The 26,564-nt window shown below is 56.1% G+C and carries 25 protein-coding genes, 1 tRNA gene and 1 pseudogene; 9 read left to right on the top strand and 18 right to left on the bottom strand.

Going from position 1 to position 26,564, the window contains the following annotated elements; genetic code table 11:
- From WC600_01335 to WC600_01320, 4 genes are all read right to left on the bottom strand, one after another.
- Positions 1-204 carry a cold shock domain-containing protein gene (locus WC600_01335; protein MFA4901364.1) on the bottom strand — a complete coding sequence of 68 codons (204 nt, stop codon included), beginning with the start codon at positions 202-204 and terminating at the stop codon, positions 1-3.
- A 306-nt stretch (positions 205-510) separates the two neighbouring features.
- On the bottom strand, positions 511-2,049 hold the full coding sequence (locus WC600_01330) for a radical SAM protein (GenBank protein ID MFA4901363.1): 1,539 nt from the start codon (positions 2,047-2,049) through the stop codon (positions 511-513).
- Positions 2,050-2,195: 146 nt separating this feature from the next.
- Entirely contained in the window at positions 2,196-2,489 is a 294-nt protein-coding gene (locus tag WC600_01325) for an RNA-binding protein (protein MFA4901362.1), read from the bottom strand.
- A gap of 113 nt (positions 2,490-2,602) precedes the next feature.
- Positions 2,603-2,806: a cold shock domain-containing protein gene (locus WC600_01320; protein ID MFA4901361.1), complete on the bottom strand. Its 204-nt coding sequence runs from the start codon at positions 2,804-2,806 to the stop codon at positions 2,603-2,605.
- Between the two features lie 327 nt (positions 2,807-3,133).
- On the opposite strand from WC600_01320, the gene WC600_01315 reads away from it, so the two are divergent.
- Positions 3,134-3,607, top strand: coding sequence for a hypothetical protein (locus tag WC600_01315; GenBank protein ID MFA4901360.1), 474 nt, complete (start codon positions 3,134-3,136; stop codon positions 3,605-3,607).
- 43 nt (positions 3,608-3,650) lie between these two features.
- Here the strand turns inward: WC600_01315 and WC600_01310 are convergent, their stop codons facing one another.
- The 7 genes from WC600_01310 to WC600_01280 all read right to left on the bottom strand — a co-directional run bounded on the left by WC600_01310 (position 3,651) and on the right by WC600_01280 (position 9,093).
- Positions 3,651-5,327: a B12-binding domain-containing radical SAM protein gene (locus WC600_01310; protein MFA4901359.1), complete on the bottom strand. Its 1,677-nt coding sequence runs from the start codon at positions 5,325-5,327 to the stop codon at positions 3,651-3,653.
- Positions 5,328-5,526: 199 nt separating this feature from the next.
- Positions 5,527-5,601: transfer RNA gene (locus WC600_01305), tRNA-Val, on the bottom strand.
- Positions 5,602-5,709: 108 nt separating this feature from the next.
- On the bottom strand, positions 5,710-6,393 hold the full coding sequence (locus WC600_01300; GenBank protein ID MFA4901358.1) for a DUF434 domain-containing protein: 684 nt from the start codon (positions 6,391-6,393) through the stop codon (positions 5,710-5,712).
- Positions 6,394-6,445: 52 nt separating this feature from the next.
- A complete protein-coding gene (locus WC600_01295; protein MFA4901357.1) occupies positions 6,446-7,165 on the bottom strand; it encodes a DUF2652 domain-containing protein in 720 nt (239 codons plus the stop codon).
- Between the two features lie 63 nt (positions 7,166-7,228).
- Positions 7,229-7,489, bottom strand: coding sequence for a type II toxin-antitoxin system RelE/ParE family toxin (locus WC600_01290; GenBank protein MFA4901356.1), 261 nt, complete (start codon positions 7,487-7,489; stop codon positions 7,229-7,231).
- Positions 7,476-7,709 (bottom strand): hypothetical protein, encoded by a 234-nt coding sequence (locus tag WC600_01285; protein MFA4901355.1) that lies wholly within the window; start codon positions 7,707-7,709, stop codon positions 7,476-7,478. The genes WC600_01290 and WC600_01285 overlap by 14 nt, the downstream gene beginning before the upstream one ends.
- Before the next feature lie 193 nt (positions 7,710-7,902).
- Complete coding sequence (locus tag WC600_01280) at positions 7,903-9,093, bottom strand: FprA family A-type flavoprotein (GenBank protein ID MFA4901354.1); 1,191 nt, start codon at positions 9,091-9,093, stop codon at positions 7,903-7,905.
- 259 nt (positions 9,094-9,352) lie between these two features.
- Here WC600_01280 and WC600_01275 point away from each other — a divergent pair, with 259 nt between their 5' ends.
- Positions 9,353-9,667, top strand: a complete 315-nt coding sequence (locus tag WC600_01275) for a carboxypeptidase-like regulatory domain-containing protein (GenBank protein ID MFA4901353.1) — start codon at positions 9,353-9,355, stop codon at positions 9,665-9,667.
- Between the two features lie 18 nt (positions 9,668-9,685).
- Complete coding sequence (locus WC600_01270) at positions 9,686-10,474, top strand: hypothetical protein (protein MFA4901352.1); 789 nt, start codon at positions 9,686-9,688, stop codon at positions 10,472-10,474.
- A 177-nt stretch (positions 10,475-10,651) separates the two neighbouring features.
- Here WC600_01270 and WC600_01265 read toward each other — a convergent pair whose 3' ends face one another.
- Positions 10,652-11,587, bottom strand: coding sequence for a DnaJ C-terminal domain-containing protein (locus WC600_01265; GenBank protein ID MFA4901351.1), 936 nt, complete (start codon positions 11,585-11,587; stop codon positions 10,652-10,654).
- Positions 11,588-11,834: 247 nt separating this feature from the next.
- On the opposite strand from WC600_01265, the gene WC600_01260 reads away from it, so the two are divergent.
- Positions 11,835-12,119 (top strand): hypothetical protein, encoded by a 285-nt coding sequence (locus tag WC600_01260; GenBank protein ID MFA4901350.1) that lies wholly within the window; start codon positions 11,835-11,837, stop codon positions 12,117-12,119.
- A 19-nt stretch (positions 12,120-12,138) separates the two neighbouring features.
- On the opposite strand, the gene WC600_01255 is transcribed toward WC600_01260, so the two are convergent.
- The 3 genes from WC600_01255 to WC600_01245 all read right to left on the bottom strand — a co-directional run bounded on the left by WC600_01255 (position 12,139) and on the right by WC600_01245 (position 14,440).
- Positions 12,139-13,140: a biotin--[acetyl-CoA-carboxylase] ligase gene (locus WC600_01255; protein ID MFA4901349.1), complete on the bottom strand. Its 1,002-nt coding sequence runs from the start codon at positions 13,138-13,140 to the stop codon at positions 12,139-12,141.
- Positions 13,133-13,384: a hypothetical protein gene (locus tag WC600_01250; protein ID MFA4901348.1), complete on the bottom strand. Its 252-nt coding sequence runs from the start codon at positions 13,382-13,384 to the stop codon at positions 13,133-13,135. Before WC600_01250 ends, WC600_01255 begins: the two co-directional genes overlap by 8 nt.
- 207 nt (positions 13,385-13,591) lie before the next feature.
- Complete coding sequence (locus WC600_01245) at positions 13,592-14,440, bottom strand: hypothetical protein (protein MFA4901347.1); 849 nt, start codon at positions 14,438-14,440, stop codon at positions 13,592-13,594.
- A gap of 332 nt (positions 14,441-14,772) precedes the next feature.
- Between WC600_01245 and WC600_01240 the strand changes: the two genes are divergently transcribed.
- The gene (locus tag WC600_01240; protein MFA4901346.1) at positions 14,773-15,180 is read left to right on the top strand and encodes a DUF3795 domain-containing protein; all 408 of its coding nucleotides are present in this window, start codon (positions 14,773-14,775) and stop codon (positions 15,178-15,180) included.
- An 80-nt stretch (positions 15,181-15,260) separates the two neighbouring features.
- On the opposite strand, the gene WC600_01235 is transcribed toward WC600_01240, so the two are convergent.
- On the bottom strand, positions 15,261-17,156 hold the full coding sequence (locus tag WC600_01235) for an adenylate/guanylate cyclase domain-containing protein (GenBank protein ID MFA4901345.1): 1,896 nt from the start codon (positions 17,154-17,156) through the stop codon (positions 15,261-15,263).
- Positions 17,157-17,605: 449 nt separating this feature from the next.
- Between WC600_01235 and WC600_01230 the strand changes: the two genes are divergently transcribed.
- Positions 17,606-18,745: a radical SAM protein gene (locus tag WC600_01230; protein ID MFA4901344.1), complete on the top strand. Its 1,140-nt coding sequence runs from the start codon at positions 17,606-17,608 to the stop codon at positions 18,743-18,745.
- On the opposite strand, the gene bamE is transcribed toward WC600_01230, so the two are convergent.
- Positions 18,742-19,140 (bottom strand): outer membrane protein assembly factor BamE, encoded by a 399-nt coding sequence (gene bamE, locus WC600_01225; GenBank protein MFA4901343.1) that lies wholly within the window; start codon positions 19,138-19,140, stop codon positions 18,742-18,744. The two genes, WC600_01230 and bamE, sit on opposite strands and share 4 nt — an antisense overlap.
- 374 nt (positions 19,141-19,514) lie before the next feature.
- Here bamE and WC600_01220 point away from each other — a divergent pair, with 374 nt between their 5' ends.
- The 3 genes from WC600_01220 (at position 19,515) to WC600_01210 (ending at position 26,197) form a co-directional block, all read left to right on the top strand.
- Positions 19,515-20,276 carry a ParA family protein gene (locus tag WC600_01220; GenBank protein MFA4901342.1) on the top strand — a complete coding sequence of 254 codons (762 nt, stop codon included), beginning with the start codon at positions 19,515-19,517 and terminating at the stop codon, positions 20,274-20,276.
- Positions 20,277-20,280: 4 nt separating this feature from the next.
- Complete coding sequence (locus tag WC600_01215; GenBank protein MFA4901341.1) at positions 20,281-20,709, top strand: hypothetical protein; 429 nt, start codon at positions 20,281-20,283, stop codon at positions 20,707-20,709.
- Positions 20,710-21,460: 751 nt separating this feature from the next.
- Positions 21,461-26,197 carry a PAS domain S-box protein gene (locus tag WC600_01210; protein ID MFA4901340.1) on the top strand — a complete coding sequence of 1,579 codons (4,737 nt, stop codon included), beginning with the start codon at positions 21,461-21,463 and terminating at the stop codon, positions 26,195-26,197.
- On the opposite strand, the pseudogene WC600_01205 reads toward WC600_01210, so the two are convergent.
- A pseudogene (locus WC600_01205) lies at positions 26,188-26,496 on the bottom strand (amidohydrolase family protein). The gene WC600_01210 and the pseudogene WC600_01205 overlap by 10 nt on opposite strands.
- Positions 26,497-26,564: the final 68 nt, after the last annotated feature.

Here is a 26,564-nt window from a genome sequence, read left to right as displayed (position 1 = left end):
CTACAGTTTTACGACGTTTTGGGCTTGGGGTCCCTTGGGACCTTGAGTCACCTCAAATTCCACGGCTTGTTCTTCTGCCAGGGAGCGAAAGCCGTCGCCCTGGATGGCGCTGTGATGCACGAACACATCCGGACCACTTTCCCGTGAGATAAAGCCAAAGCCCTTAGCATCATTAAACCATTTTACTGTTCCAGTTTCCTTCATGGTGAAACCTCCTGCAGATACTGTAATGATATCCCGCCAAAAAAGCAGGGCGCACAGCAGTCAGGTAAAAAAAATCGGATCGGGAATTAGCACCCCCGTCCGATTCTTATCCAGGACTTGTGGCCCTGATTTCATTCTGACATGCTAAACTTGTTTATATTTTACAGGAAAATGCCTCAATGTCAAGCTCATTATAACCGATAGTCCCCTCATACAGGTCTCCCATTGAGCCCCCAGAATAGGCGCGGGTGGGAGCTGAAGGGCTTTTTGACCAAGCAAGTTTTCACCAATGCCATTACGGGCGCTTCACGAAATGACGGCGATGTCCCTGATAGGTTCTTGCAGTCCCAAGTCGATCATCAAGGCCGGGAGCTCGGGCTTCCGGCTCAAAGTCCGGCGCCGGAAAGGGCTCCAGAGCAATTTAACGAGATCGAATTTCTTCATATGCCGGCCGAAAATTCGCAGAAGTTTATAGGTGCGGAAGGGACGCCCGAAAATACGGCGGGCAAAGAGTAAGGCATAGCCTTTCATGCGCACCCGGTTTACCATTGCACCGGACAGGGCGGTGGGGTCGATGTCCGAGCACTTGAACCATTTGTCCCAATCGCGCTCGTCGTCAATGATGCCGCGGTTGACGTACTCTTGCCATAAGGGGGTGCCCCGGTAGGCGCATAAGCGATTGAACCCAAAGGTGTCCAGCTTCAGCCGGGCGGCAAAGCGGAAACTGGCCATGACATCCTTCTCGGTCTCGCCGGGGGAGCTGATGACAAAAAAGCCGTGGACCCGTTCGATGCCTTGGCGCTTCGCTTCGCTGACCGCGTGCTCCACCTGTTTCAGGGTCTGCTTTTTGTGAAGCCGATCCAGGACCTTTTGCGTGCCCGCCTCCACCCCAAAGGCCAGAAAATTGCAGTTGGCTTGCTTCATGATCGGCAGTTGATCAACCGCCACCGCATCAACCCGCCCTTCGCAGCCCCAGTGGAACTTGAGGCGTCGATCAATGATCCCGCGGCAAATTTCGCCGATGCGCTTGCGGTTAAGCAGAAAGTGATCATCGGTGAGGTAAATGGAGCGAAAGCCCAGATCGTTCAATTGCTGCATTTCTCCCAAGACATGCTCCGAAGAGCGGTAGCGCCATTTGCCCTGTGAAAGAGAGGGGATATCGCAGTAGATACACGAATAAGGGCAGCCTCGCGAAGTCTGCATGGTGCAAAATTTGTCCATGGAGAGCACCGCAGGGACATCCAGGGGCAATGACTCGATATAGTCGATGGGTAGGCTGGTCCGGTCTGGGTAAGGAAACTGATTCAGATCCCGAATGAGTGGACGAGGGCTGTTCCGCACGATCTCAGCGGCGTTACGCCAGACCAGGCCAAGCACTGAGCCTGGATCATCAAGGTTATTCACGTAGTCAACGAGAAGCTCTTCGCCCTCCCCGACCCCCACGCAGTCCAGGTCAGGGCAGTCCTTGAGGATGCGGTCCGAATTCATGGTGGCAAAGGCGCCGCCCACGATGATCGGAATATTGGGCGCGTGCAACTTTAGATGCCTGGCCAGATTTTTTAGCGCCGGGTAGGTGGTCGTCGAAAGGCAAGAGAGGGCAATGACGTCGGGGCGCTCTGCATCTGCAGCCTGAGCGATGTGCTCCGCCTGCATCTGCGGGTGACACGTGTCAAAGAGCGTGACCTGGTGTCCATGTTGGCGCAGGACCGGAGCAAGCGTCTGAATCCCTAAAGGAGGGAAGGCCATCACTTGGAGGCGTTTATCGTCGGATGGTGATCCAGGCGGTTTTTGAGGAAGAACCTGACAAAAATTATTGTCCCTGACGTACGCCATGAAGACATGCATGAAAAAATCCTTCGCACCGATCGGTGCGGAATGGCGGGATTAAGGTTGCATTGCAAAAAGGCGGCCCTGAAGCCGCCTGCTGAGTGTCCTGAAGTCCGGGAGCCTGAAGTGCCTGGTCCCCGAACCCGGTCGGTTAAAAACCGGTTCTAACGGTAACCGCCGCGACCACCGCCGCCAGATGATCCGCCTCTTGCCTGCGGCTTGGCTTCGTTGACCGCCAGAGGACGTCCTTCTACGCTGCGGCCGTTGAGCATGGAAATGGCCTTATTCCCTTCCAATTTGGTTTCCATCTCAACAAAACCGAAGCCCCGGGGTTGTCCCGTTTGCCGATCGGTAATAATCTTGGCTGAAGCCACATAGCCGGCTTCAGAAAAGAGCGTGTTCAGTTCTGCTTCAGTCATCTGGTGGGGCAGGTTGCCCACATATAATTTCATACTCATAGATTCTCCTTGTCAGTCTTTACCTTGCCGCCAAATCTACCTCAATAAGCTCAAGGCGCCGGAACCCCGGGATTCACAAGTCTGCCGGAGTCCCGATCATCAGGCGTTTCTGCCTAAAGTTTTGTGACGTTTTGAGCTTGGGGCCCCTTGGGACCTTGAGTCACTTCAAATTCCACGGCTTGTTCTTCTGCCAGGGAGCGAAAGCCGTCGCCCTGGATGGCGCTGTGGTGCACGAATACATCCGGACCGCTTTCCCGAGTGATAAAGCCAAAGCCCTTGGAATCGTTAAACCATTTTACTGTACCAGTTTCCTTCATGGTGAAACCTCCTGCAAAAATACTGCAATTATATCCCGCCAAAAAAGCAGGGCGCACAGCAGTCAGGTAAAAAAAAATCGGCCCGGGAATTAGCACCCCGTCCGATTATTACCAGGACTTGTGGCCCTGATTTCATTCTGACATGCTAAACTTGCTGTATTTTACAGGAAAATTACTCCATGTCAAGTTAATTGAAATAAGCGGCGTGAGGCGCTTGCCCTTCCCCTTGAGCCCCCATTTGACCATGCGGCTCATCCAGGTTGAGTTGAAAAAAGCAGAGTTCATACTTATATAGGTTAGAGTTGAGCAAAAATGCGGAGGTGCTCTATGCGCAAGCGGATTATCGGTCACGGCCCTCGGGAGGTTAAAGCCGACGAGGCCGACTGGTTAGACCTTGAACGCCTGGCACAGGTCGAAATCACGTCCGAAGCGGTCGACTACCCGATTGAATCGGCACTGATTCCAGGGACGGGCTCGGGCTGGCGGGCCGGAGTGCCCGGGGAGCAGACGATTCGCCTCCGGTTTGATGGGCCGCAGAGCCTCAGGCGGATCCACCTCGCGTTCCTTGAAGAAGAACAGGGGCGCACCCAAGAGTTCGTTTTACTGTGGTCGCCGGACGGCGGCCAGTCGTACCGGGAGATTGTGCGCCAGCAGTATAACTTCAGCCCACCGGCGTCGGCATGTGAGGTCGAAGACTATGCAATCGATCTCGACGGGGTAACCGCTCTGGAATTGAGGATTGTGCCGGACATCAGCGGCGGCAGTGCCCGGGCCTCGCTGGCGCAACTGCGTGTGGCGTAATTATCCTACTGCCGCCTGATCCTAAGCCAGGCAGGCGCGAGCCTTAATCCTGGCTAACGCTGGTGGCAGAGGGTTCCGGGGTGGTTTCCGATAGCTTGCCCTGGAGCGCAGCGCTTCGCTGGAACGGGGTCACGGGAAGCTTTAGCTTCAGATCCTTGATGATGGCCGTGGCCTTTTCCCGCACTATCTTTCTCATGTCGAACAGGTCCTCTCCCTCGACGCAGGTCACGAAATATTGCGTGAACCGTGTCGGGTTTTGTCTCAGCATCCCAAGTAACTGAGTCCAGACCTGACGCCGGTACGACGGCCGCAACCCTTGCCACCAGAGGATTTTGAAGACCGCCTTGATGTCGTTAAATATCCGGCGCCACGTCAGGCCCGGCTCGGGGACGCGGTCTTTTGGCAGGCCGGCCCCGGTGGCGACCGCCTGGGCGCGGCGAGCCGGGCGCATAGCCAAATAATAGCGGTAGGTCCTTGCCAGATAACGGGATGGTTCGTACAGGTAGTCCCAGGCTTCGACGTATTCCTGCATGATGTCGATTTCCGGCCGGTCCGGCTCATAGTTCAAGGCTGAGAAGGTCCCCAGGTCATCTCCCACATCCCCGCGCAGCCGCCCTTCTCGCTCCAATCGATGCCACAGGTTGGTATGAGGCGCGGCCTGCAGGACCCCAAGCATGGTTACGGGTATTTCAGTCTGTTCTACAAAGGCGCAGATGCGCTCGCCAGCCCCTTTCGTTTCCCCGTCCAGACCGATGATGAAACTGCCAATAACCTCCATGCCTTTCTTCTTGAGGGTGTGCAGCGATTCTATGAGCGGGTTCTTGATGTTGTGATATTTGTGGCTGGTGTGGAGCACATTCTCGTCCGGAGACTCGATGCCGATAAAAACTTCTCTCAGGTTGGCCGCGGTCATGAGGTCGATCATCTCGGGATCCTGCCCCAGATTCACCGATGCCTGGGTCAAGAAGTTGAAGGGTTCACCCCGGCTCCGCAACCAGGGGGTGAGTTCTTGCAGGAAGGCCTTGGCGTGCTTCTTACTGCCAATGAAGTTGTCATCGCAGATGAACACGGAACCCCTGGCCCAGAGCCGGTGGAGGGCCTCCAGTTCGGCGATGACTTGCTTCGGGGTCTTGTAACGGGGTATGCGTCCGAAAAGATTCACCACATCGCAAAATTCGCAGTCAAACGGGCAGCCCCGGGACGTCTGAATCGTCATGGTGGCATAATCGTCCAGATTCAACAGATCAAACCGCGGGGTCGGCGAGGTCGACAGGTCCGGTTTCTTGGCGTTATTTTCGATTATCCCGGTCTTCCCGAGTCTCATGGCCTCCAGGAGCAAAGGAATTGTATTCTCGCCCTCGCCCCGGACCACAAAATCACAACCGGCCGCAAGGACTGCCTCAGGGAGCGAAGTGGGATGGGGTCCCCCGGCGACGACGGTTTTGCCGCGGCGCTTGGCTTCCCGCACCAGGGCCAACAAGCCCTCCCGCTGAATATACATGGCCGTGATCAAGATCAGATCGGCCCACTGCCAATCTTCCTCGGACAGGCTTCTGACGTTAAGATCGGCAAGACGCATTTCCCATTCCGAGGGCAGCAAGGCTGCCACCGTAATCAAACCCAACGGCGGATTGACCGTTTTACTACCCCGGAGTTGGGAAGATTTTTTAAAACTCCAAAAAGAAAGGGGAAATTGGGGACAGACCAACAAAGCGCGCATAGCTGTAAAACTCCTCATGAACCGATAGTCGGCGACACCCAGGCGACGGCTGCCTTAACTAGTGGATCTGAACTATTATTGAACCAGGCAACCATCGTCTTTGCGATAGCAGCTCCACTCATGACCTATATATATATCACAAAACGGTCGCAAAACTGAAAAGGGGCCACGGTCAGAGTCCGTAACCCCTTGAATTGGCTGGTAGGCGGTACTGGATTTGAACCAGTGACTTCCACCGTGTGAGGATGGCACTCTTCCGCTGAGTTAACCGCCCGTGATGGAGATAAAATAATCCATATTCGTTTTTTTGACAAGCCCCTGAAGGCTTACTTTGCGGAACTTTTTATCGGCCGGGCCTTGTTAAGCTGAAAGTGGTCCCGTCTCACCCTACTGTCCTGGGCTCCCGGCTATTGAGATCAAGGGGCGTCCATTCGGGATATTGCCGGATAACCTCGCCGGCCAGGTCTATCACCGGGTCGTGGGCGTCAATCAAGGCGGTGTCGCTGGTGGCGATGGCCCCGGGAAATTCAGCCAGTTCCCGCTCCGGCACCGGCACGGCCTGGGCCTGGACTGTCAGGCCCAGGGCGGCCCAGACTGCTTCGGTGCGCCGGGCCAACTCGCCACTCAGGCTTAAAGGGGCATCGTAGAAAACCCGAAGCGGCCCGGCCTGGTGCTGGGCCAGATAATCGCCCAAAAGCGCCAGCACCCGGTCGGTCTCCGGGGAGGTTTTAAAGGCCCGGGAAACCTGGCCCACGTCCCGGATGAAGCCGTCGTCCGCGGCCACCAGAGGGAGATTGCGCATCGCACATTCCAGGGTGATAAGGACGTTGTGGCCGTCCAGGGCCAGGGGCAGGTTTGGTAAATCTTTGAGTAAGCGCAATTTGGCTCGACGGGCCGCGGCGAGATTAGGGGCAAAGACCCCCCGATGCAGGAGTTGGCGGGCGGTGTGCTCGAGGCTGTAACGGTTCCCCACCAGGGTCAGGGCCGCAGAGCGGGGGTAGCCGCGGGAAAGGAGATAGCGGAAGTCTTGGGCGGCCTCCCGAAGCTCAGGCCAGGATTTAGTCATTCGTGGCATTGCCTGATAGGACCACGCCTACTCCCTCTTCATCTGACCACGTTCATTGCGACAGGTTGTGGAAAGTCCTGGGGTGGAACAAGCGTTGCCGGATGGTCTTGGGAAAGAGCTTGAGGCCCTCCAGGATGCCGGTTAACTTGGTGAAACGGGGGGTCTCCGGGATTTCCAGGGGAGGCCTGGCCGGATAATACACCCGGCCTCGGACGGCCCCGATATCCTCATAGGTGTCGTTATAGACCTGAGGTTCCGGCCCCGGCAGACCACCGCTCCATTGATAAAAATTCTCCGTCAAGAGGAGGTATTCATGCGAGGGCACTTTATTCTTCAAAAGGCGGTGGGCCAGGATAACATCCGAGCCTGCCAGTTCCTCCAGATGACGAACCTGCTTAATCACCGCCTGCCCATAATGAGCAATGATCTTGAGTTTTAACTGGCTGATATTACAGCACGCTTCGCAGAAGCACCCCCCTTCGCCGGCCTTGATCAGTTCCTGTTGCCTGGCCTGGAATGCGGTAAAAAAGACCAACACCTTATCCAGGACCAGCTTGGCCAGGCCGGCTTCATCCCCGGCGCGGGCATAGAGAAAGGCGGCATCCCCTTCCAGCTTGTTAAGGATGAGCGGCTCCTCGATCTGGCTGATAATGGCTTCCAGTAGTTCGGTGACAATCTGCTCGGCGTGCAGGAGGCTGACGCGGTGCATCGTGACGAAATTGGTGTAGCCGCTGATATCCGCCAGTATGAGACTTACTTGGGCCAGTTCCATGATAATCACCGCCGTTTTGTTCCACTCGTTCCAAGTTCAGCCTGGGAACGAGTGGAAAAATGCTTATCGGTAAACGTCTTTCCGATGGGCAACCTTGACTACCTGCACGAGCAAACCTTGATCTTCGATGGAATATAGGATGCGGTAACGTCCTTGTCTCACCCGGTATTTATTCTGCCCGGATATTTTCTCGCCTTCGAATGGACGAGGGTTATCGGCCAGCTTGCTGAGGCGCTCGATCACCCGCTGGCGATCCCTTTTCAACGGAATGGCTTCGATGTCTTTGACCGCCGAAGGCTTGAGCATGAGCCTATATCTTGCCACGCTGACTCAAATCTTTCAGGACTTCCTCAAAAGGCAGGTTGGGCTCGTGTGCTCGCGCCTCGAAGGCGGCCAGGTCTTCCATATCTTCAGCCAAACTAAGCTTTACCGCCCGGTTGACCAGATCGGAAACCGACTGGTCCGTCTCTGCGGCCTTGAGCCGCAAAGCCCGGTGCAGGTCCGGGTCGAAGTAGATAGTGGCTCTTTTCTGTAAGGTTCTCATAGTGACATTATATCAATCATAACGCTAAGACGTCAAGACGTTGTTAGGTTCGTTAAAGTCCATATATAAAGCAAGGACCCGTACAGGCGAGACGCCTGTGCCACCAAATGTTCTCTTATGGGGGGTTGGGAGGGAGCTTGAGAAGAGGGCGGGGGACCCTTACAGAAAACGTCCCCCGGTCCTCCTCTCAAGATTATCCGGCCAAATTCTCCCTGGCCAGTTTTTCGCCCAGGGTGCGGGCCGCGGTTAGTTCTTCGGGGTCGGGGATGTATTTGACCTTGAAGCCCTCATGGACTACGTTGAGTTTCATGGCCTGGAGTTCTTGCGTGATGAGGGCTACGGCCTGGCCACTCCAGCCGAAGGAGCCGAAGGCCGCGGCCGCCTTGTTTTTGGGGGCCAAGCCCTTCAGGTAATTCAAAAACAAGGCCATGGTGGGGAACATCTGGTTGTTGAGGGTGGGGGAGCCGAACAGAAGGAGGCCCGCGTCCAGGACCTCGGTGATGATGTCGCTGGGATGAGTGCGCCGCAGGTGGTGCATCTGCGCCTCCACCCCTGCATCCATCAGGCCCTGGGTGAAGGCGTGGGCCAGCAGTTCGGTTGAGTGCCACATGGTGTCGTAAATGACCAGACCTTTGCGTTCCACGGTGCCCGCGCCCCAGCGCTGATAAGCTTCCAGGACCCGGTCGGGGTGCCTGCGGTAGATCAGGCCGTGGTCCGGGGCGATAATCTTGAAGGTGAGGCCTAACTGGGCGATCTTGGCAAAGAGTTGGGTAACCAGGGCGCCGAAGGGCATGAGGATGTTGGCATAGTACTTTTTCAATTGCCGGATATAGGACAGGGGCAGTTCGGGCAGGTGGTCATCGAAGCGCTCGCTGGAGGCGTGGTGGGCCCCGAAGCCGTCGCTGGAGAACAAAATCTGCTCCTCTTTGAGGAAGGTCATCATGGAATCCGGCCAGTGGAGCATGGGGGTTTCCAGGAAGGTCAGGTTATATCTCCCCGTGCTCAGCTCACTCCCGGTCTTGACTTCGACCCAGGGCCACTCCGTTTTATAATGGCGGCTCAGCCCCATTTTGCCCATGGGCGAACAGAATAGCTTTTCAGGTTGCACCCGATTGATGACTTCGGGCAAGCCCCCGGAATGGTCCATCTCTACGTGGTTGGAGATGATGTATTCGATCTTGGCGGGGTCGATGATCTCGGCCACCCGGGCCAGCATTTCGGGCACGAATTCCTTTTTCACCGTATCGATGAGAGTGATGTGCTCGTCGACAATCAGAAAAGCGTTGTAGGTGGAACCATCTTCGGTGAGGTAGCCGTGGAAATCCCGGATAGTCCAATCATTGACGCCCACCCAATAAATGTTGGGGGCCAGTTCAATAGGCATGTCAACCTCCCTGGTGTTTCGAAATGAGCAGCACGCATCTTGGGGGCCGGTTTTCTCAAGAGGGTGCGTGTCTTTCCTTCGCCTTTTTAACAAGATGACCGGTGATTGTCAAACCTGCCGAGCCATCAGAAGAAATTTGACGTTGCCGGATATTAAAGAAATAGTTAATGATTTGTAGGCTTGACAATCGCTCTGACGGCCTTAAGGTGGAGAATAGAGTGGTTAAGAGAAGGTCCCTCAAAGGATTTGGGAGAATCATATGATGAGAAAACCGCTGGTTACTTTAATCCTGGCTGTGGCCCTCCTGCTTACCGGTGTAGCCACCCGGCTCAATGCCCAAGGAAAGGACGTGCAGGGGTATGTGAAAGGGGCGGATGGGAATCCGAAGATTTCAGCCAGCGTCAAACTGACTGGGCCGGGAAATTATATCGCCCTCACCAATGCCCGGGGCGAATTTTTCATCGGCAAAGTCACTCCCGGCACCTACAAGGTGACAGTTTTGCAGGGCAATAATTATCAAGATTTTACCAGGAATATTCAAGGCGGCACTCTGGGTCTGAGTGTCAATTGGTAAACAAAAGGTTACAGGGCCATGGAATGGGATGACAAAAAAGTCAAGATTTGCGACCTCCTGATCAAGGGTGTGCTGGGGGTGGTAATCACTGCGGCCATCGCGTTTTTTTCTATCAGATCGGAGAACAACCGGCAAGAATCGGCGCGCCAGAGCAACAAACTGAACGTTTTGGTGGAATTCATCACGAAACAGAAAGAGTTAGACATCACCCAGGGTATGCGGATGTTCGAAACCCTGATGGGCCATTACTTCCAGAAGGATGCTGCTCAATCCGGTCCACAAAGTCTCAAGGACAAACTGGTGTTATTGAGGCTGATCGCTTTGAATTTCCAGGATCTCCCCATCAATCTGAAGCCGCTCTATCAACAGTTGGATGGACAACTTACTGATAATAAAGATAAAGAAGATCTCAGGGACGTCGGCCGCGAGGTAGCCCGGCGGCAGGCCTATCGCCTGACCGCCGCCAATGGGCAGGATTTGGGGATCATGCCGCTGAAAGCGGGGGAACCCATCGAGATTCCGAGCCTGCAATTAAAGTTATCAATCGATAAAATTACCCCCGATTACATCGAGGTCCAGTTTGACTTCGGAGAGAGGATGGTGGGACCGTTTCAAGTAACCTATTTCGACGTGCCCCTGGTGGACAATACGAAGGTCGGCGCTCTGCGGGTGTCGCTGATCTTGCTGAAGACCAACGAGCCGGCCAAGACTGCCGATGTGCGGCTCATTGCTTTCGAGAATTACCTGGCCATGGACCGCTTCGACGTCAAGGACCTGACCTTACCGTTAAGTTTGGAAAAAAGGTGAACCCCTCACCCTGACCCACAAGGGGAGAGGGGAATAATAAGGAAGAATCTTTTGCGGTGGCTTAACCGGTGCCATCAAGGGGTCTAACCGGCAGCTATCAAACCAAAAGCCCGTCAAGCGGGCTTTTTCTTTATCATGTCCGGGAGATGGGACCAGAAGAAAATTGCCTTTCGATGACTACAATCCCTCTTTGGCCAACTCTTCCATGAGGGCTTTCTGCTTCTTGGTAAGAGTGGTAGGAGTTTCTACAATGACCCGGACGAACTGGTCTCCCCGGCTCTTGCCATTGGCCGTGGGGATGCCGTAATTCTTGAGGCGCATCTTGGTATGGCTTTGGGTGCCCGGCGGCACCTTGAGACTCATGGTCTTGCCGTCCAGGGTGGGGACCGTTACCTTGGTGCCCAAAATGGCTTCGGTGAATTTGATCCGGCGGTCCACAAAGAGATCGTTGCCCTCCCGTTTGAAGACCGGGTGTTCCACTTCTTTGAGCTTAACGTAGAGATCGCCGGGTTGCCCTCCCATGGGACTGGGACTGCCCTTGCCGGTGAGGCGCAGTTTCTTACCCGGCAGCGAGCCCGGAGGAATTTTTACCGAGATTTTTTCGACCTGGCCGTTGTGGCTGAAGCTCACCAGCTTTTCCGTGCCGAAGGCCATCTCATGGAGGGTGATGGGCATTTCCACCTGGAGGTCCTGGCCCTGGGGCGCCTGAACCTGCCCTTGATAGCCTTCGGGGCCGCCATACCGGTAGATGCGGGAACGGCCCCGGGGCTGGCCGCCGCCCCCCAGCCCGCCAAAGATGCGGCTGAAGATATTGTCCGAGATGCCGAAATCGAAGACCTCGCTGAAATCGAAGCCCTTAAAGATGTCTTCCTGGGAAAACTTACTCCTAAAGGCCTGGGAGCCGAACTCATCGTATTCTTTCTTCTTCTCGGGGTTACTCAGGACCGCGTAAGCTTCGCTGATCTGCTTGAACTTTTCTTCGGCCTGTTTTTTGTCCCCTTTGGCTTTGTCGGGATGATACTTCATGGCCAGCTTGCGGTAAGCCTTCTTGATCTCGTCGGCAGTGGCATCCCGGCTCACTCCCAATATTTGGTAATAATCAATATCAGCCATGATAGTGCTCACCATCCCGTGGGGGTAATTTGTTTTACATTATAAGTCCAGACCGATTTTTGTCAAGGCGCTATGATATATAACCTTTCTAATTTATTAGATAATTCTTTTGAACCACCCCATTTTTCAGAATTCTTCCTTGATTAATTTTTTTCTTTCTGGTAACAATCAAGGTCTATGTAAGTGTATCGGCAGTTTCATCCCAGCCATGAGCTGGAAATCTTATTTTGGGTAAGGAGGTTTGGGCATGACGGCTTTGGTTGGCGGACTGGTCGCAGTGGCGCTGGGATTGATTGGCCTTGGTTTATGGTGGAAGCAGTTCCTGGGCCTGCTGGCTGGGGGCCTTCCCTTAATTCTTCTTCTGGGCGGCGCTCTGGCCGTATATTTAGGCTTCGAAGAAACGAAAGATAAGTTCTTTAAGAAACCCGAGACCCCGGCTTATGAGCCTCCCAAGGCGTCCGAAGCCGAAGTGGAAAAATATAAGGCTGAAGTTGATCGCCTGAAATCCGAAATCGACGAACTGAAAAAATAATCCTGATTTTGGCGCTGGTTTAAACCCCCGAGCCCCCTTCGGGTTCGGGGGTGATTTCGCCGGAAGTCACCCGCACTATCTCCCCGGCCGGGGTAAGCAGGAGCAGAGCCCCGTCGGAAGCCACGTCCACGGCCTGCCCGGAGATTTCCCGGGGTCCCTGCCGCACCGTCACCGCCCGCCCCAAGGTTACGGCATAGCGCTTCCATTCTTCCAGAATTTCCGGAAACCCTTGATTTAAGAACCGCTTATACAAGTCCTCGAATTCCTCCAGCCAGGCCTTCAAGAGTTCCACCCGGGAGAGTGTGCCTCCCACCACCTGGGCTAAAGAAGTGGCCGTCTTTGCCAACTCCGGGGGGAAAACCGCGTTGTTGACATTCAATCCCAAGCCGATCACTACATGGCGGATGCGGTCGCTCTCCGTTTCCATCTCGGTGAGGATGCCCCCCAACTTTTTGCCGTGGACGATGAGGTCGTTGGGCCATTTGATCCCCGGCGTCACGTGCGTCACCCTATGGGTCGCCCGGACCACCGCCACCGCTGCGGTCAGGGTGATCTGGGGCAGTTCCATGGGCGGCAACTGCGGGCGCAACACCACGGAAACGTAGAGTCCCACCCCCGGGGGGGAATCCCACTCCCGGCCCAGCCGGCCCCGGCCGAGGGTCTGGGTCTCGGCAATCACCACAGTGCCTTCCGGGGCTTCCCGTGCGGCCAGTTCCTTGGCGTAATTATTGGTGGAGTCCAGGGTTTCGAAGTGATGCACCGGCCCCGTCAGAACGCTAGTTTTGAGCCCCTGGAGGACCTCATCCGCAAGGAGCTTGTCGGGGAGGCCCAGGAGACGATAACCTCGCCGGGGTGAGCCTTCGATGATATACCCCATGGCCTTGAGCCGGTGGACCCGCTTCCAGACCGCAGCCCGGCTCAGACCCAACTGCCCCGCCAGCCGCTCTCCGGAGATGGGGTCTGTCGCGCCGCGCAAGACCTTCAACACCGCGCCCAAGCCCTGGTCTGGACCTTTACTCATTGACATCGGCTGGTCCAGTTCCCGAGGGCCCCTCAATCTGGTGTTTGAGGGAATTATTATAGACTGCGGCCCCCAGCAGACCCCCGGCGATGAACCCCACCACGGCTGCCGCGGGTGTCGGCGACATGAGAAGAGCGACACACAGGCCGGTCAATCCATAGCCCAAGGGGATGTAAATCTGGGCCGCGCTGATCCGGCAGCCCGGCGCCAGCGCCAGGATGAGACATACGGCCACCACCATCATTAGCTGCCTTCTACCCCTCAAGCCTTTGCCTCCAAACATGACCGTTGATCCTGGCTCACCTGCCCTTTCGAAAAGTTCAAGGTTCAAAGTTCAAAGTCAGGAATATGCGCACTAGAAATTATTCATAACTTACTGGTGGGCAAAAGGCCCGTGAAGGACTGCTTGGCACCGGCTGGAAAGCCTGTGCCACTAAAACCAAAACCTGTATTAAAGGCGCTGCCACAGCATCATCGCGAAGACCAGGCCCATCCCCACGTGGAGCGTCAAGGTGAGCCGGGCCACCAGTTGCAACCGGCGCTCCTTTTGGTAGGCCTTGCGTTTAATGAGCTCCTGGTTGACTACCGCCAATATCGCCAACGGCACCAACCCGAACCGCCAGGGCAGGGCCGACGCCGGAAAAATCAGGATCACCATCAGCATGAGGATGGTGAGAATATTGAAGATTGTATAGAGCAAAGTCGCGGTCAGCGGCTGCACCCGGGCCGCAAGAGTGCGAAGTTTTGCTGCATCCCCCGGGCTTGGGAAACCGTACACCAGGAACACATTGAAGCCGGTGAAGGTCAGGGGCAGGCCGTAAAACAAGAGTTCGGTCAAGAGTTGGCTGCACTGCAGATAGAGTCCCGTCGCCACCGGCAGCAGGCCGAAGCAGAGCGCGCCCGCCACCTCTCCCAGACCCCGCCGGTGCCAGGCCAGGGGAGGGGCAAAGGAGAAGTACCCGCCCAGGAGCCCCAAGGCCCCCAGGGGGATGGTGAACGCGCCGGTGCGCCAGCCGAACTGCAGGGCCAACCCCATAAGCGCCGCCACCCCCAGGGCCTCGTAAACCGTGGCCCCCAGCGGCTGAGTCAGGGTCGGCTTCAAGGCCGGGCAGCGCCCCACTCCCGGGTAAAAGGTTTCCCGGGCGCCAAAAGCCGCCAATATCAGGGCCGCCACCGCCAGGGTGCTGGCCCCTAAGACCCAGGGACGCACCGGCAATCCCGACACTCCGGCCAACAGCGCCCCTACCCACAGGGGCAGACAGCCCGCCAAAAGAAAAGGCAGCAGTGGGATCAGGCTCATCAAAAACCTTGCGGCTGGGGCACCCATGGGCATTGTCAGTGGAAGAAACTTGAGAGCGTTACTTTATTTATGTCATAACTCCAGAACACGTCAAGGCATTTCCCGGAAACTCCCTCCGCCTTGCCCAGGGTGAGCTTGTGTAATTGTGTCTTTACAATCTGCAAAATGTTTTTACACTCTTGCCTCGCGGATTCCTGGCGGATATTTTGCCAGATCGAAAATTACTAAAGGTTGTTGGTAGTTAATCGCGCCGCGGCAGTCTCCCACTCTGGCATGTGTGTTGCAAGATTTTATTTTCCGGATAGGAAAATTATTGCCTTGGGAGGCTTCTGATGAAAGAGAGTTATTGCGGTCTATGTGATGAATGTCAATTGGGGTCCCGAGATTTTCTGGCGGCTTTGGCCGCGGTGAAGGGGTATCTGGAAACCTTCCGGGTAGATTGGTGGGCTCATTGCTTTCCCGGAGATGAAGGTTTTTCTCTGCCTGAATTCGGCCGCGGCTTGGACTGGTTTCTCAACCACACCGAATGTTCGGGTTGTAATGGCGGAAAAGGGCTGGACCGCTGTCCCATCCGTCTCTGCGCGTTGAGACGGAATCAGGACGATTGCTCTGAATGCCCGGACTTAACGGACTGTAAGAAGTTCTCCTGGCTCAACAAGGAATTTCCGGATCAGCAGGCCAAACTGCGCCGAAAGCAGTTGAGATACATGGCTCGAAAATGTCAGGCGCAGAAAATGTAGTATCTCATAATCCATCAGACGCTGCCTGGTAACGAAGGCGATTATGATCAACGGGAAAAAATCTAAAAGATGTGACCTGGCTATTTCGATTCCAGGTAGGCTATGCCCTGCCAGTCAGCTTCAGGGGGGTTTAAGAGGTAATGCCGGCACCGGGTAAGGTAAAGGTCCGCGGGGATATCGTTGGGAAATTTGCTTGTCAGGTTTTGAAAAATCTTGATGCCTGCCTCCCAGTCCCGGGCCAGGTAAGTTTCAAATCCTTTGGCGAACTCAACGCACAATTCTGCAACCTGGTCCGTATCCCCCTCTCCCTTTTTCATGATCAGTTCGTAGATTGTCGTTCCCCCGCTCCTGCCTTTGACGGCGACAATATCCAGGGGTCTGAACCAAAATTCACCCGCCATGGCCTCATAGGTTGCCCGGCTCACGATTATTTTGGTCCCATATAGTTTATTTACCCCTTCCAAGCGGCTGGCCAGGTTAACATTATCGCCCATCACGGTATAGTTGATCCGTTCACTGGAGCCTACATTGCCAACTACGGTTTCACCGGAGCTGATACCGATCCGGGTGGCAAGCGGACTTTTACCGGCGCTGGCCCATTTCCGGTTGAGTTCTTTGAGCTTTGCCTGGCAGAACAGGGCGGCATCACAGGCATGCAAAGCATGATTATCATCAGGGACCGGAGCGCCCCAAAAGGCCAAGATCCCATCACCGATATACTTATCCACGGTCCCTTTATGTTCACTTAAGATTTGGGTGAGTTCGTCGAAGTATTCGGAAAGATGGAGCATGAGCTCTTCCGGGGCCATGCCTTCGGCGATGGTGGTGAACCCCGCGATATCAGAGAAAAATACGGTCAATTCTCGTTTATGGCCACCCAGGTGAGCCTCTTCTCCGGTGGATATGAGCTGGCGCACCAGTTCTGCAGGCACATATCTCCTGAAGGCTTGCAGCCCTGACTTCATGGCTGCGATGGCATTGCTCATAACCTGGATTTCTCGGATATAAGATTTTATGGTTATTTTGTCGTCGAGGTGAAAGTTTTTAATTCTATTTGCTTCTCTGGTGAGAAGTTTAATCGGCTTGGAAATACCGCGTGATATAAGCATGGCCAAGCTGATAGAAATTATTAATATTATCACGCAGATTATCAATGACACCCGCATTTCATCTTTAGCCGCCCCAATAAAATCGTCCTCCGGAACCACCACGCCGACTTTCCATCGGGCTCGAAATGATTCTGGAAAATCCTGATAAGAGGCAATGTACCTTTTACCCCCGGTTTCGACGACGCATTTGTTTTTCCCTTGTTGTTGACATTCTCGAAAAGATGCCGTAATGCTGGCAATGCCCATCTCTTCGATATTAACCGGGCGTAATCTGCCATGTTCTTCTTTGATGGTAAGAGACACATCGGGGTAAGCCACCAATTCATTCTTTTCGTTGAAGATAAAAGCCACCCCATTTTTACCGATCTTCAAGTTTTTCAGGAAATGCGAAATTTCATCCAAATGAATATCCAGACCGAAGACGCCGAAAAACTTCCCGTTCGGGGCCACAGCAGGGTAGGCGGCGGTAATCCCCGCCTTGCCGTCATGAAAGAAAATGTACACGTCGGTCCAGTATAGGGACTTGGACTTCTTGGCCCCCTCATACCAGGGGCGGAGGCGGGGGTCATACTTCACTGCGGTTGATTTAACGGTATTGACGATGCTGAATGAAGCGTTGCGATATTTCCATATTTCGGCTGGCGGGGAGGTTTTTCGGCTGACTACATTCGTGGCAATGTTGCCGTCTGCCTGTCTCCTGGCCATCATAAAATTGCCGTGTTCATCTCCGAGGTAAAACATCGAGGTTTGCGGGTAAGATTTCAATACCTCGACGGTGTACCCTTCCAACTTCTTATCATTATTCAGGGAGAGAGCACCAGCTTTGGCGATCTTTGAACTTAAATCGACAATTCTTGATAATGGCATTAAATAATCTGTGGTTTTTTCAATTGCAGTCTTTGTCACCTGAATGATTAAATTATCAGCCATTGATAACATGATGATGGAATCAACATAATAGCCATATACAATTATGGGTAGTACCGTAATAGATATTAGCGCGATAAAAGCTGTCAGTATCCTTACATATAAACTATGGCCCTTCGGTAACGCAGGCTTATCTATCATGAATTTGCTCTCTAGTTATGCATTTTATAGGGTTCACATGAGCCTTTGGGGTTGATAGCTGCTCTCTGAGCATCGCTGCTTATCCACCTAAATATAATCGGTTCATGCCACGCGGAACTTAAAGGAGAGAGGATTTGGGTTATAATAGACGAGCGTTCTCTCTCTTGTCCAGAAAATCCTAAAGTTTGCGGAACTGGCGCCCTTGGGCTTTTACGAGAATCTTTGAGAAGGGCTGACGGGACTGATAGATGCTGAACCGGAGCGATGCTCAAAATACGGCCTACCGGGGCTTCGAACAAGGCCCCATCCGGCCCCCCAGCGAGGCCCGCAGCCTCCTGGTCCGGGTAACCCGGAACTGTCCCTGGAACCATTGCACCTTCTGCCCTGTCTATAAAGGCGCGCCGTTTTCCATCCGGCCGGTGGCTCACGTACTACGAGACCTGGACGCGGTCTACGAGGCGGTGCAGGAGTTCCGGCAGCAGGGTCCGGGGTCGCTCGATATGGGCCTGGCGGGAGGCGACCGCGGGGCCTGGGTGGCGGCCAGGAACTGGCTGCGCTACGGCCTGGGCCAGGTCTTTCTCCAGGATGCCAACAGCCTGGTGGCGCCCCCTGCTGACCTGCTCACTATCCTTCAGCATATCACGGCGCGCTTCCCGGAAGTCACCCGGGTGACCTCGTATGCCCGGTCCAACAGCATCGCCAACCTGAAGGCCGCGGCTCTGACTTCCCTTAAGGAAGCGGGACTCAGCCGGATTCACATCGGCATGGAATCGGGCGCAGACCAAGTTCTGAAGCTGGTGCGCAAGGGCACCACTCAACGGATGCATATCCTGGCGGGGCGGAAGGTCAAGGACGCGGGCATCGAGTTGTCGGAATATTATATGCCGGGGCTGGGAGGCCGGCGGCGCCTCGAGGTCAACGCTTTGGAGACGGCCGCGGCCATGAACGCCATCAACCCGGATTTCATCCGGTTGCGCACCCTGGCCATACCGCCGGGTATTCCGCTTTATGAGGACTATGCCGCCGGGCGCTTTGATAAAGCCACGGATATGGAGATGGCCCGGGAGCTGCTCCTGTTTCTGGAGTCGCTTTCAGGCGTCACCAGCGCCATCAAAAGCGACCATATCCTCAACCTCCTGCCCGAAGTGGACGGGCAGATGCCCCAGGACCAGGAGCGCTTGATCGGGGTCGTGCGGGCCTTTTTGGCGCTGGACCCGGAACTCCAGGTCCTCTATCGGGTGGGCCGGCGGACGGGGATGTTGTCGGAATTAGCAGGGTTGGAAGACGTCGATTTATTGTCGCAAATCGAGGCCATCTGCCGGAGGTATCGTATCACCCCGGACACGGTGGACCTGGTCACCGACGAGATGATGCAGCGGTTTATCTAGCTTTTCTCACCGCTGAGGTTAATTTGCTGAGGCGGGATGGGAAGCTGTTCTTGCTCCAGACCCTTGACGGTGCCGTCCCGGTTAAAGCTCACGGACAGGACTCTGGTGGTTTCGTTCAAATTGCGCGTGAAGGCCTTCACCCCGGGGATAAACGCGGTGGCGTTGGGGTAGGCGGTGGCATAATAGTAATGCCAGGTTACTTCCTTAAGCCCCAGATCTCTATGGGTAGCGGCAATGGGGTAGCCCAGCAGAGCCATGACGTCGGACCGGGTGGATCTGCCCACTTCGATTTTAGAGACGACCCACTCGTCTTTAATGGCCCTGGCGCCGGTCGATACGCAGGCGCTTAAGCCCAGGAGGAGGCCTACCGTCAGAAGTTTGAGCCATACGGTCATGGTTTGTCCTTTAACCAACTCCCCAAAGGGCGAAGCATTGGCTGAGATCCTTTTGCATTTTCTCAGATTGCCCCGCATTTTGCACCTTCAGATTAATCAGCACCAGCTCTTCCCGCAAGAAAAATCTCTCTGATGCCCAAATCCTGGCTGCCGATGCTTTACGCCCTCTGATTTATCATTAATGGTGACCTCAAGTTGACAGGCGCGTCGGCTTGTGGCAAGGTGGAAACAGTAAAAAAATAACCGGGAGGCCGCCCTTTGAGGCCGTTCCCTGCGAAGACTGACAGCCCGAGTGTCCCGGACCCCAAGTGGGTCTGGAATGCGCTCGGGCTGTGGTATTTTGAGACCACGTGACCTGAGGGAGAAAGTGCGCCATGAGAACCTTTGCCATTGCAAACCAAAAGGGGGGGAGCGGCAAAACCACCACCAGCGTTAACCTGGCCGCGGCCCTGGGGGAAAAAGGCCGTCGGGTGCTCGTCATTGATCTGGACCCGCAACACTCCACCACCGCGTGGTTCGGGGTCAAGAATCCCGGCAAGGGTGTTTTGGGCATTTTTTCCGACAATGGCGACATGCTGGAACTGGTCCAGGAGGCGGGGGTGTCCGGGGTGGATCTGGTGCCGTCTTCGTCCTGGCTGGTGGGGGCCGAGAAGATGCTGGCCGGGGAAGTGGGGGCCGAAACCATCTTGCGCCGCAACTTGAGCCGCCTGCCGCCGGACCGCTGGGACTATATCCTTATAGACTGTCCGCCCACCTTGGGGGTCCTGACCGTCAACGCCCTGGTGGCGGTGGCCGAACTTTTGGTGCCGGTGGAAGCTCACGTCATGGCCTTAAGCGGCCTGGCCCAACTGCTCCAGACTGTGGAGGTGGTGAGAGAGCGCCTTAATCCGGACCTGAGAATTTCCGGTATCCTGGCCTGCCGGGTGGATTTCCGCACCCGCCATGCGAGAGAGGTGGTGGAGCAGTTGCGTCAGCGTTCCGGGCCTTTAGTGTACCGCACCGTCATCCGGGAAAACGTCCGGCTGGCCGAGTGCCCGTCCTTCGGACAGCCTATCGGCCAATATGACGACAAGAGCGCCGGCGCCGCGGATTACCGGGCCCTGGCCGACGAGATCATCAGCCAAGAAGGGAGTTGACGATATGGCTAAACGCAGCACCATTGGCGAAAACCCGCTGGATGCCATGATCCAGGACCATCCGCTGGATTCCGTAGTCCCCGATCTTTCGGTGGCGGCCAAGACCGGCCGGGGCCAGGCAGGTGTGGGGGCGCTCAGCGAATTGCAGGAGCGGGTGGTGGCTCTGGAAACCGGTTCCAAGACGCTCAAGACCGAGGTGATGGCGGGATACACCGCCGCGACAACGGCAGCCGCGTCCCTGAAAGGCGCGCTGGGCGAGGTGGCCGAAGAGCTGGCCCGGGTGCGCCGGGAGGTGGAGCGCCTAACGGGCGAAGCCGCCGCCGCCAAGACCCTTTTGGCCGAAGTAACCTTGCTCAAAGAGGAGTTGGCTCAAATCCGGGCGGCTGCCGGGCCCGGCGATCTCCCCTGGTGGATGCGGGGCAAGAAAAAATAAGCCTCCGGGCTTAGGAGCCTACTCACACTTTCTTTTTTTACCCTCCTCCTTACACTGCCTTCCCATCAAGGGGGCGGGAGAGGCGCCTAAGCAGAGCTTGGGCGGAAAGTGGCGTTCCTAAGCTGGAACTTAGGAATGAGGGCGTAAAGTAGAGATTTGCCGGAACCGGCATGGTGCAGAAGAGATTACTTGCGACTTACTCCTTACCCTAGGCAGGGCGGGGAGACCCCGCCCCTACCTCAGAATAGAAGTCGCCGATGCGGCTGCGGCGCTTCCTCAGCCTGACAAAGAAAATAACCTCTGGAGGTTCTCGCCTGACGGCTGGGTTGTGAGGCGTCTGCCTTGATTCTGCTGCTGCCCAAGTTAATCAAAATATTGCACAGGCGCTCTCGACCTGCGGAAGTGTGGACAGCCGAGGGCGGCTATCCTACGCGAGACTTTCGCAGAGGTCTCAATACGCAACGTAATGAAGTTTTGGACTGGCTAGTAGTTGAAAACTTTCCCATAGCAATTATCTTATGAAAAAAAAGAACTTTTCAAGATGATTATTTTTTATATTAATGTTTGTAAGGTTAAGTTAATCTTTATTTAGAGATTATCAGCTTCTTGACTTATACCCATTGGCAAATATTTCCTCATTCACCCCTCACCCTAACTCACTCCCGCAAGGGGAGAGGGGATAAAAGGAAAGAACTTTCGGCAAGCGCTATAGTTCTGAAACAGACCACTGGATGACCTTAGGATAGTGCGCATGGATGACAGGAAGACCAAAGAAGAACTGCTGCTGGAAGTGCAAGAATTGCGGCGGCAGTTGGCCGAAGCCCGGGTGGTCCCTGAGAGCGGAGCTGAGGAGAGCCTGGGGCATCTCCGAGGGGGCCTGGCCGAGGGGCAACCTCTGGCAGAGTCTCCGGAAGCGGACGCGGCCAGGTCTAAGGCCACTGGCGAATGTGGTCCCGAACTCAGGGCGCAGCCTGAGGGTCCCCTTAAGATCCTGCTGATCGAAGATAACCCCGGCGACGCCCGCCTCGTCCGGGAGATGCTGGCTGAGGCGGGGGCTGGCGATATTACCCTCGAGTGGGTCCCCAGGCTCTCCCAAGGCCTGGAATCACTGGGCAAGGGCGAGATCGATCTGGTCTTGCTGGACCTGAGTCTGCCGGACAGCCGGGGTCTGGAGACCTTCTACAAAGCTTACACTCAAGCCCCGGAAATCCCCTTCGTGCTCCTGACCGGGCTGGACGATGAGACCCTGGCCCTCACGGCGGTGCAAAAGGGGGCCCAGGACTATCTGATCAAAGGAAAAACGGACGCAAGCCGGCTCTTCCGGGCCATCCGCTATGCTGCTGAACGGAAAAAGGTGCAGCAGACCCTGCAGCGAAACCGGGATGAATTGGAACACCGGGTCGGAGAGCGCACCACCGAGTTGGTTGCCGCCAACCAAAAATTAGAGGAGGAAATCACCAAACGTCGGGAGTGCGAGCCGGAGCAGCAGCGTTTGCTGACCGAGGTCCAAAACTACTCGGAAGAGGTGCGGATCTCCAACGAAGAACTGAAGATCCATGGCGAGGAACTGCGGGTCCAGAACGAAACTCTGCAGGCGCAAGCCGAGGAGTTGGAGGACCTGACCGGGGAACTGCAAAACGAGCGGAATCTCTTTCAGACCGTGCTGGAGCAGATGCCCGCGGGGGTAATCATTGCCGAACCGTCGGGCCGCATCATCCTGACCAACCGCCGGGCTGAGACGATCTGGAAACAAGCGCCGGATTCCCTGGGCGACCTGGAGCACTTCAAGCAAATTCCGCGCTCTTATCCCGATGGCCGGAGTTGCCCTCCGGATGATCTGCCCCTGGGGCGCGCCCTGAATCTGGGCGAGACCGTGGTGGACGAAGAGTATTTGCTGCAACGGGGAGAAGGCGTTAACGTCCGAGCCGTCCACCTCAACGTCAACGCCACCCCCGTCCGGGACCGGGACGGGTCGATCATCGCGGCGGTGGCCACCTATACTGACATTACCGCCCGCAAACAGGCTCAGGCGGACTTGCGCCAGAGCGAAGAACGCTATCGCAGCCTGGTGGAGCTCTCCCCCGACGCCATTGTGGTGCACGCCAAGGGCAGGATCGTCTTTGTCAATCTAGCCGCGGTGCAGCTCTTCGGCGCCGTCGTACGCAGCGACCTGGTGGGCCAATCGGTTATGGACCGCTTCCATCCCGAATCTCGCGCCGCAGTCCAGGACCGCGTTAAGCAAATTCGGGCCGGGGCCACCGTCGGCCCTCTAGAAGAGAAGATCCTGCGCCTGGACGGCGAGTTCGTGGAGGTAGAGGGGATCGGCAGCGCCATCATGTATCAGGGCCGGCCTGCAGTGCAATCAATACTCCGGGATATCACCGAGAGGAAACGGGTCCGGGAGGCCCTCAGGGCAGCCAATGCCAAGTTACAGGCCCTTATCGAAGCCTCGCCCCTGGCCATCGTGCATCTGGACCGGGAGGGCACAATCCAGGGGGTCAACTCGGCGGCAGAGCTCATCTTCGGCTGGCGGGGGGGTGAACTTCAGGGCCGCCCCCTGCCCATCGTGCCCGAGGGAAAACAGGGGGAATCCCGGGAGATCATCAGACACGTTCTTCAGGGAGAACCATTCACCGGCGAGGAGGTGCGAGCCCGGCGCAAAGACGGCGCCTGGATCGACGTGAGCCTTTCCGTTGCCCCCATCTACAATGGAAATGGTGAGGTCACCGGGATCGTGGGTCTGGCCGAGGATATTACGGCCCGCAAACAGGCCGAAGCAGCCTTGGCAAAAAGCCGCGCCGAATTCGAAGCCATCTTCATATCCATTTCCGACGCCATCATCTTCGCGGACTCGGAGCGCCGCATCGTCCTGGCCAACCCCGCGGTCAAGACCGTGTTCGGCTACGAGCCAGAGGAACTTATCGGCAAGAGCACCGAGGAGCTTTATGTCGACCGGGCTGACTTTGAGGCGGTCCGAGAGAAGTACTTCTTCACGGGAGAGCCGGTGAAGCCAGCCCGGTTTGAAATCACCTACCGCCGGAAGAATGGGACGCAGTTCAGCGCTGAATCTCTGGCTGGCCAGGTCACGGATGGCCAGGGGAATCTCCTGGGCGCGGTGGGTATCCACCGGGATATCACGGCGCGCAAGGTGGCGGATGCGGCTCTCAAGGAGAGCCAACGTCATACGTCGATGCTGGCGGATTTCCTGGAGAATTCCTCCCAACCCTTTGCGGTCGCTTTCCTCAACGGTCGCATGGGTATGTTCAACGAAGCCTTCCTACAACTTCTGGGTTATGGCCAGAAAGAATTATCCAGGCTTAATTGGCAAAAAGATCTCACTCCGCCGGAATGGCTGGAGAAAGAGACCGCAAAGATCAACGAGCTGCAGCGCACCGGCCAAGCGGTGCGCTATGAAAAAGAATACCTGCGCAAAGACGGCAGCCGGGTGCCGGTGGAACTGTTCGTGCATGTGCGCCGGGAGGGGGACGGCCAGCCAATATATTATGCTTTCGTAACCGACATCACGGCCCGGAAGAAGGCGGAGGCGGCCTTGGAGCAAGAACGGCAGCGCCTCTACAGCCTCCTTGACGCCCTGCCCGCCTTTGTTTCCTTGCACGGGGAAGATCATACCCTCCGGTTCGCCAACCGGCGCTTGCGGGAGGCCTTTGGGGAAACGGCAGGCAAGTTTTGCTACGAGCTCTTTTATAACCAGCAGGCGCCTTGCGAAGGCTGTCCCGCGACGTCGGTCATCGATACCCAGACTGCTTTTGAATGGGAGCGAACCACCGGCGACGGCCGGACTTTACAGATTTTTCAATATCCTTTTCGCGATACAGACGGCACCCCCTGCATCTTGACCCTGGCTATGGATATCAGCGCCCGCAAACAGACGGAAGATGCCCTTAAGGAGAGTGAGGAGAGGTTCCGGCAGTTGACGGAAAATATCGATGACGCGATTATGCTCGCCTCGGGCGACTGGAAACGGGTGCACTATATCAGCCCGGCCTATGAACGCATCTGGGGCCGCAGTCGCGCCAGCCTGTATGAGGCGCCGCGCTCCTGGCTCGAGGGCGTGGCGCCGGAAGACCTGGGGGAGGTTAAGGCTGCCCTGAAGAAGCGCATGGCCGGAGATTTTTCGGAAAAGAAATTTCCACATTTCCGGGTTCGACGGCCGGACGGCGCCGTCCGCTGGATTGCCGCCCGTTTCTTTCCCATCCGGAATGAGGCCGGAAAAACCTATCGCATCGCGGGCATTGCCGCGGATATCACGGAGCGCAAAGAAGTGGAAGCGGTGCTGCGCTGGCGAGAGGAGCATCTCAGACAGACGGCCAAGATGGAGGCGGTGGGACGCCTGGCAGGAGGCGTGGCCCATGACTTTAACAACCTCCTCACCGTCATCAGCGGCTATGGCGAACTTTTGTTGGCAGACCTGCAGGAAGCTGAACAGGGGCGCCAGCAGGTCCAGGCCATCCTAAAGGCCGCGGATCAGGCCAGCGCGGTGACCCGGCAACTGCTGGCCTTCAGCCGCAAGCAGGTGCTGCAACCTCAGATTATCGACCTCAATGTGTTGATCTCCAACTTGATGGAGATGTTCAGCCGTCTGGTGGATGAGAATATCAAGATCTCTACAGTTTTGGGACCGGAATTGGGGACTGTAAAAGCCGACCCGAACCATATGGAGCAGGTCTGTATGAACCTGGTCCTCAATGCCCTGGATGCCATGCCACAGGGAGGTCACCTCAGCATTGAGACGAAAAATGTCCAGGTGGACTTCAACGATGCCCGTCGACACCCGGAGATCACCCCCGGTAATTATGTGGTGGTGGTGGTGCGGGATACCGGCATCGGCATGAGCCGAAAGGTTCTCTCCCACATCTTCGAGCCCTTCTTCACCACCAAAGAAAAGGACAAAGGCACCGGCCTGGGACTTTCCATGGCTTACGGGATAATTAAACAGAGCGGCGGCTACATCCTGGTGGAGAGCAGCCCCGGCAAGGGCTCCAGCTTCCGCATATTTCTCCCCCGCGCGGCAAGGGCCAGAAAGCGTGTGGTGTCAGCGCCACCCTACCTTTCCAATGGCCAGGGCACGGGCACCATCCTGCTGGTAGAGGATGAAGAGGGAGTGCGTCACGTGGTGCATCGCATGCTGACCCTCAAAGGCTACTCGGTGCTCACTGCCAAGGATGGCCTGGAGGCGTTGCAAATAGGCCGAGACCACGCGGACCCCATCCATCTGCTGCTCACCGATGTGGCCATGCCGGTGATGGGGGGGCGGGAACTGGCTGAACATTTAGTCCCGGTGCATCCCGAGATGAGGATCTTGTTCATGTCCGGGCACACTGAAGACGGCGTAGTGACGCGCGGCGTTAAGGAGTCAGTCATCAATTTTATTCAAAAGCCTTTCAGAGCGGAACAACTCCTGTCCAAGGTCAGGGAACTGCTGGCAGAACCAAATCCCGGCACAAAGCCGGGCGCTACTCACCGCTGATCCCCAGCCACCCGTCTTTGGGGAAGAGAACAAAAAATGACGGTTGAGGCTGTTTGGGGATACCCGCCATAAACGGCTACCGGCGACCACGACGGGCTCACCGGCAAGGGCGGCGGCGCCGGATGCTGACATTGCCCCGCGGCGTACACCGGTTTGCCATCCACGACGGTCAGGACGGATTCGATTTGCTTAATCCGCTCTTCAGGAACAGAAAAATAATCTTGATTTAGCACTGCCAGATCAGCAAATTCGCCTGTCTTAATGGCGCCTTTCTTCCCTTCCTCCCCGGAGAACCAGGCGCTGCCTTTTGTCTAAAGCCCGTATAATTCATATCTGGCCTGATCACCGTTATTATTCTCTTATAGAT

This window comes from Desulfobaccales bacterium, assembly GCA_041648175.1.
Taxonomy (GTDB): Bacteria; Desulfobacterota; Desulfobaccia; order Desulfobaccales; family 0-14-0-80-60-11; genus 0-14-0-80-60-11.
Note: the sequence above shows the minus strand (reverse complement) of the source record. Positions and strands in the feature narration are given on the sequence as shown.

What these genes read in the sequence shown, in the direction of transcription:
- WC600_01335 (MFA4901364.1), bottom strand. Translation starts at nt 204, where the DNA reads ATGAAGGAAACTGGAACAGTAAAATGGTTTAATGATGCTAAGGGCTTT.
- WC600_01330 (MFA4901363.1), bottom strand. Translation starts at nt 2,049, where the DNA reads ATGCATGTCTTCATGGCGTACGTCAGGGACAATAATTTTTGTCAGGTT.
- WC600_01325 (MFA4901362.1), bottom strand. Translation starts at nt 2,489, where the DNA reads ATGAGTATGAAATTATATGTGGGCAACCTGCCCCACCAGATGACTGAA.
- WC600_01320 (MFA4901361.1), bottom strand. Translation starts at nt 2,806, where the DNA reads ATGAAGGAAACTGGTACAGTAAAATGGTTTAACGATTCCAAGGGCTTT.
- WC600_01315 (MFA4901360.1), top strand. Translation starts at nt 3,134, where the DNA reads ATGCGCAAGCGGATTATCGGTCACGGCCCTCGGGAGGTTAAAGCCGAC.
- WC600_01310 (MFA4901359.1), bottom strand. Translation starts at nt 5,327, where the DNA reads ATGCGCGCTTTGTTGGTCTGTCCCCAATTTCCCCTTTCTTTTTGGAGT.
- WC600_01300 (MFA4901358.1), bottom strand. Translation starts at nt 6,393, where the DNA reads ATGACTAAATCCTGGCCTGAGCTTCGGGAGGCCGCCCAAGACTTCCGC.
- WC600_01295 (MFA4901357.1), bottom strand. Translation starts at nt 7,165, where the DNA reads ATGGAACTGGCCCAAGTAAGTCTCATACTGGCGGATATCAGCGGCTAC.
- WC600_01285 (MFA4901355.1), bottom strand. Translation starts at nt 7,709, where the DNA reads ATGAGAACCTTACAGAAAAGAGCCACTATCTACTTCGACCCGGACCTG.
- WC600_01280 (MFA4901354.1), bottom strand. Translation starts at nt 9,093, where the DNA reads ATGCCTATTGAACTGGCCCCCAACATTTATTGGGTGGGCGTCAATGAT.
- WC600_01275 (MFA4901353.1), top strand. Translation starts at nt 9,353, where the DNA reads ATGATGAGAAAACCGCTGGTTACTTTAATCCTGGCTGTGGCCCTCCTG.
- WC600_01270 (MFA4901352.1), top strand. Translation starts at nt 9,686, where the DNA reads ATGGAATGGGATGACAAAAAAGTCAAGATTTGCGACCTCCTGATCAAG.
- WC600_01265 (MFA4901351.1), bottom strand. Translation starts at nt 11,587, where the DNA reads ATGGCTGATATTGATTATTACCAAATATTGGGAGTGAGCCGGGATGCC.
- WC600_01260 (MFA4901350.1), top strand. Translation starts at nt 11,835, where the DNA reads ATGACGGCTTTGGTTGGCGGACTGGTCGCAGTGGCGCTGGGATTGATT.
- WC600_01255 (MFA4901349.1), bottom strand. Translation starts at nt 13,140, where the DNA reads ATGAGTAAAGGTCCAGACCAGGGCTTGGGCGCGGTGTTGAAGGTCTTG.
- WC600_01250 (MFA4901348.1), bottom strand. Translation starts at nt 13,384, where the DNA reads ATGATGGTGGTGGCCGTATGTCTCATCCTGGCGCTGGCGCCGGGCTGC.
- WC600_01245 (MFA4901347.1), bottom strand. Translation starts at nt 14,440, where the DNA reads ATGAGCCTGATCCCACTGCTGCCTTTTCTTTTGGCGGGCTGTCTGCCC.
- WC600_01240 (MFA4901346.1), top strand. Translation starts at nt 14,773, where the DNA reads ATGAAAGAGAGTTATTGCGGTCTATGTGATGAATGTCAATTGGGGTCC.
- WC600_01235 (MFA4901345.1), bottom strand. Translation starts at nt 17,156, where the DNA reads ATGCCATTATCAAGAATTGTCGATTTAAGTTCAAAGATCGCCAAAGCT.
- WC600_01230 (MFA4901344.1), top strand. Translation starts at nt 17,606, where the DNA reads ATGCTGAACCGGAGCGATGCTCAAAATACGGCCTACCGGGGCTTCGAA.
- bamE (MFA4901343.1), bottom strand. Translation starts at nt 19,140, where the DNA reads ATGACCGTATGGCTCAAACTTCTGACGGTAGGCCTCCTCCTGGGCTTA.
- WC600_01220 (MFA4901342.1), top strand. Translation starts at nt 19,515, where the DNA reads ATGAGAACCTTTGCCATTGCAAACCAAAAGGGGGGGAGCGGCAAAACC.
- WC600_01215 (MFA4901341.1), top strand. Translation starts at nt 20,281, where the DNA reads ATGGCTAAACGCAGCACCATTGGCGAAAACCCGCTGGATGCCATGATC.
- WC600_01210 (MFA4901340.1), top strand. Translation starts at nt 21,461, where the DNA reads ATGGATGACAGGAAGACCAAAGAAGAACTGCTGCTGGAAGTGCAAGAA.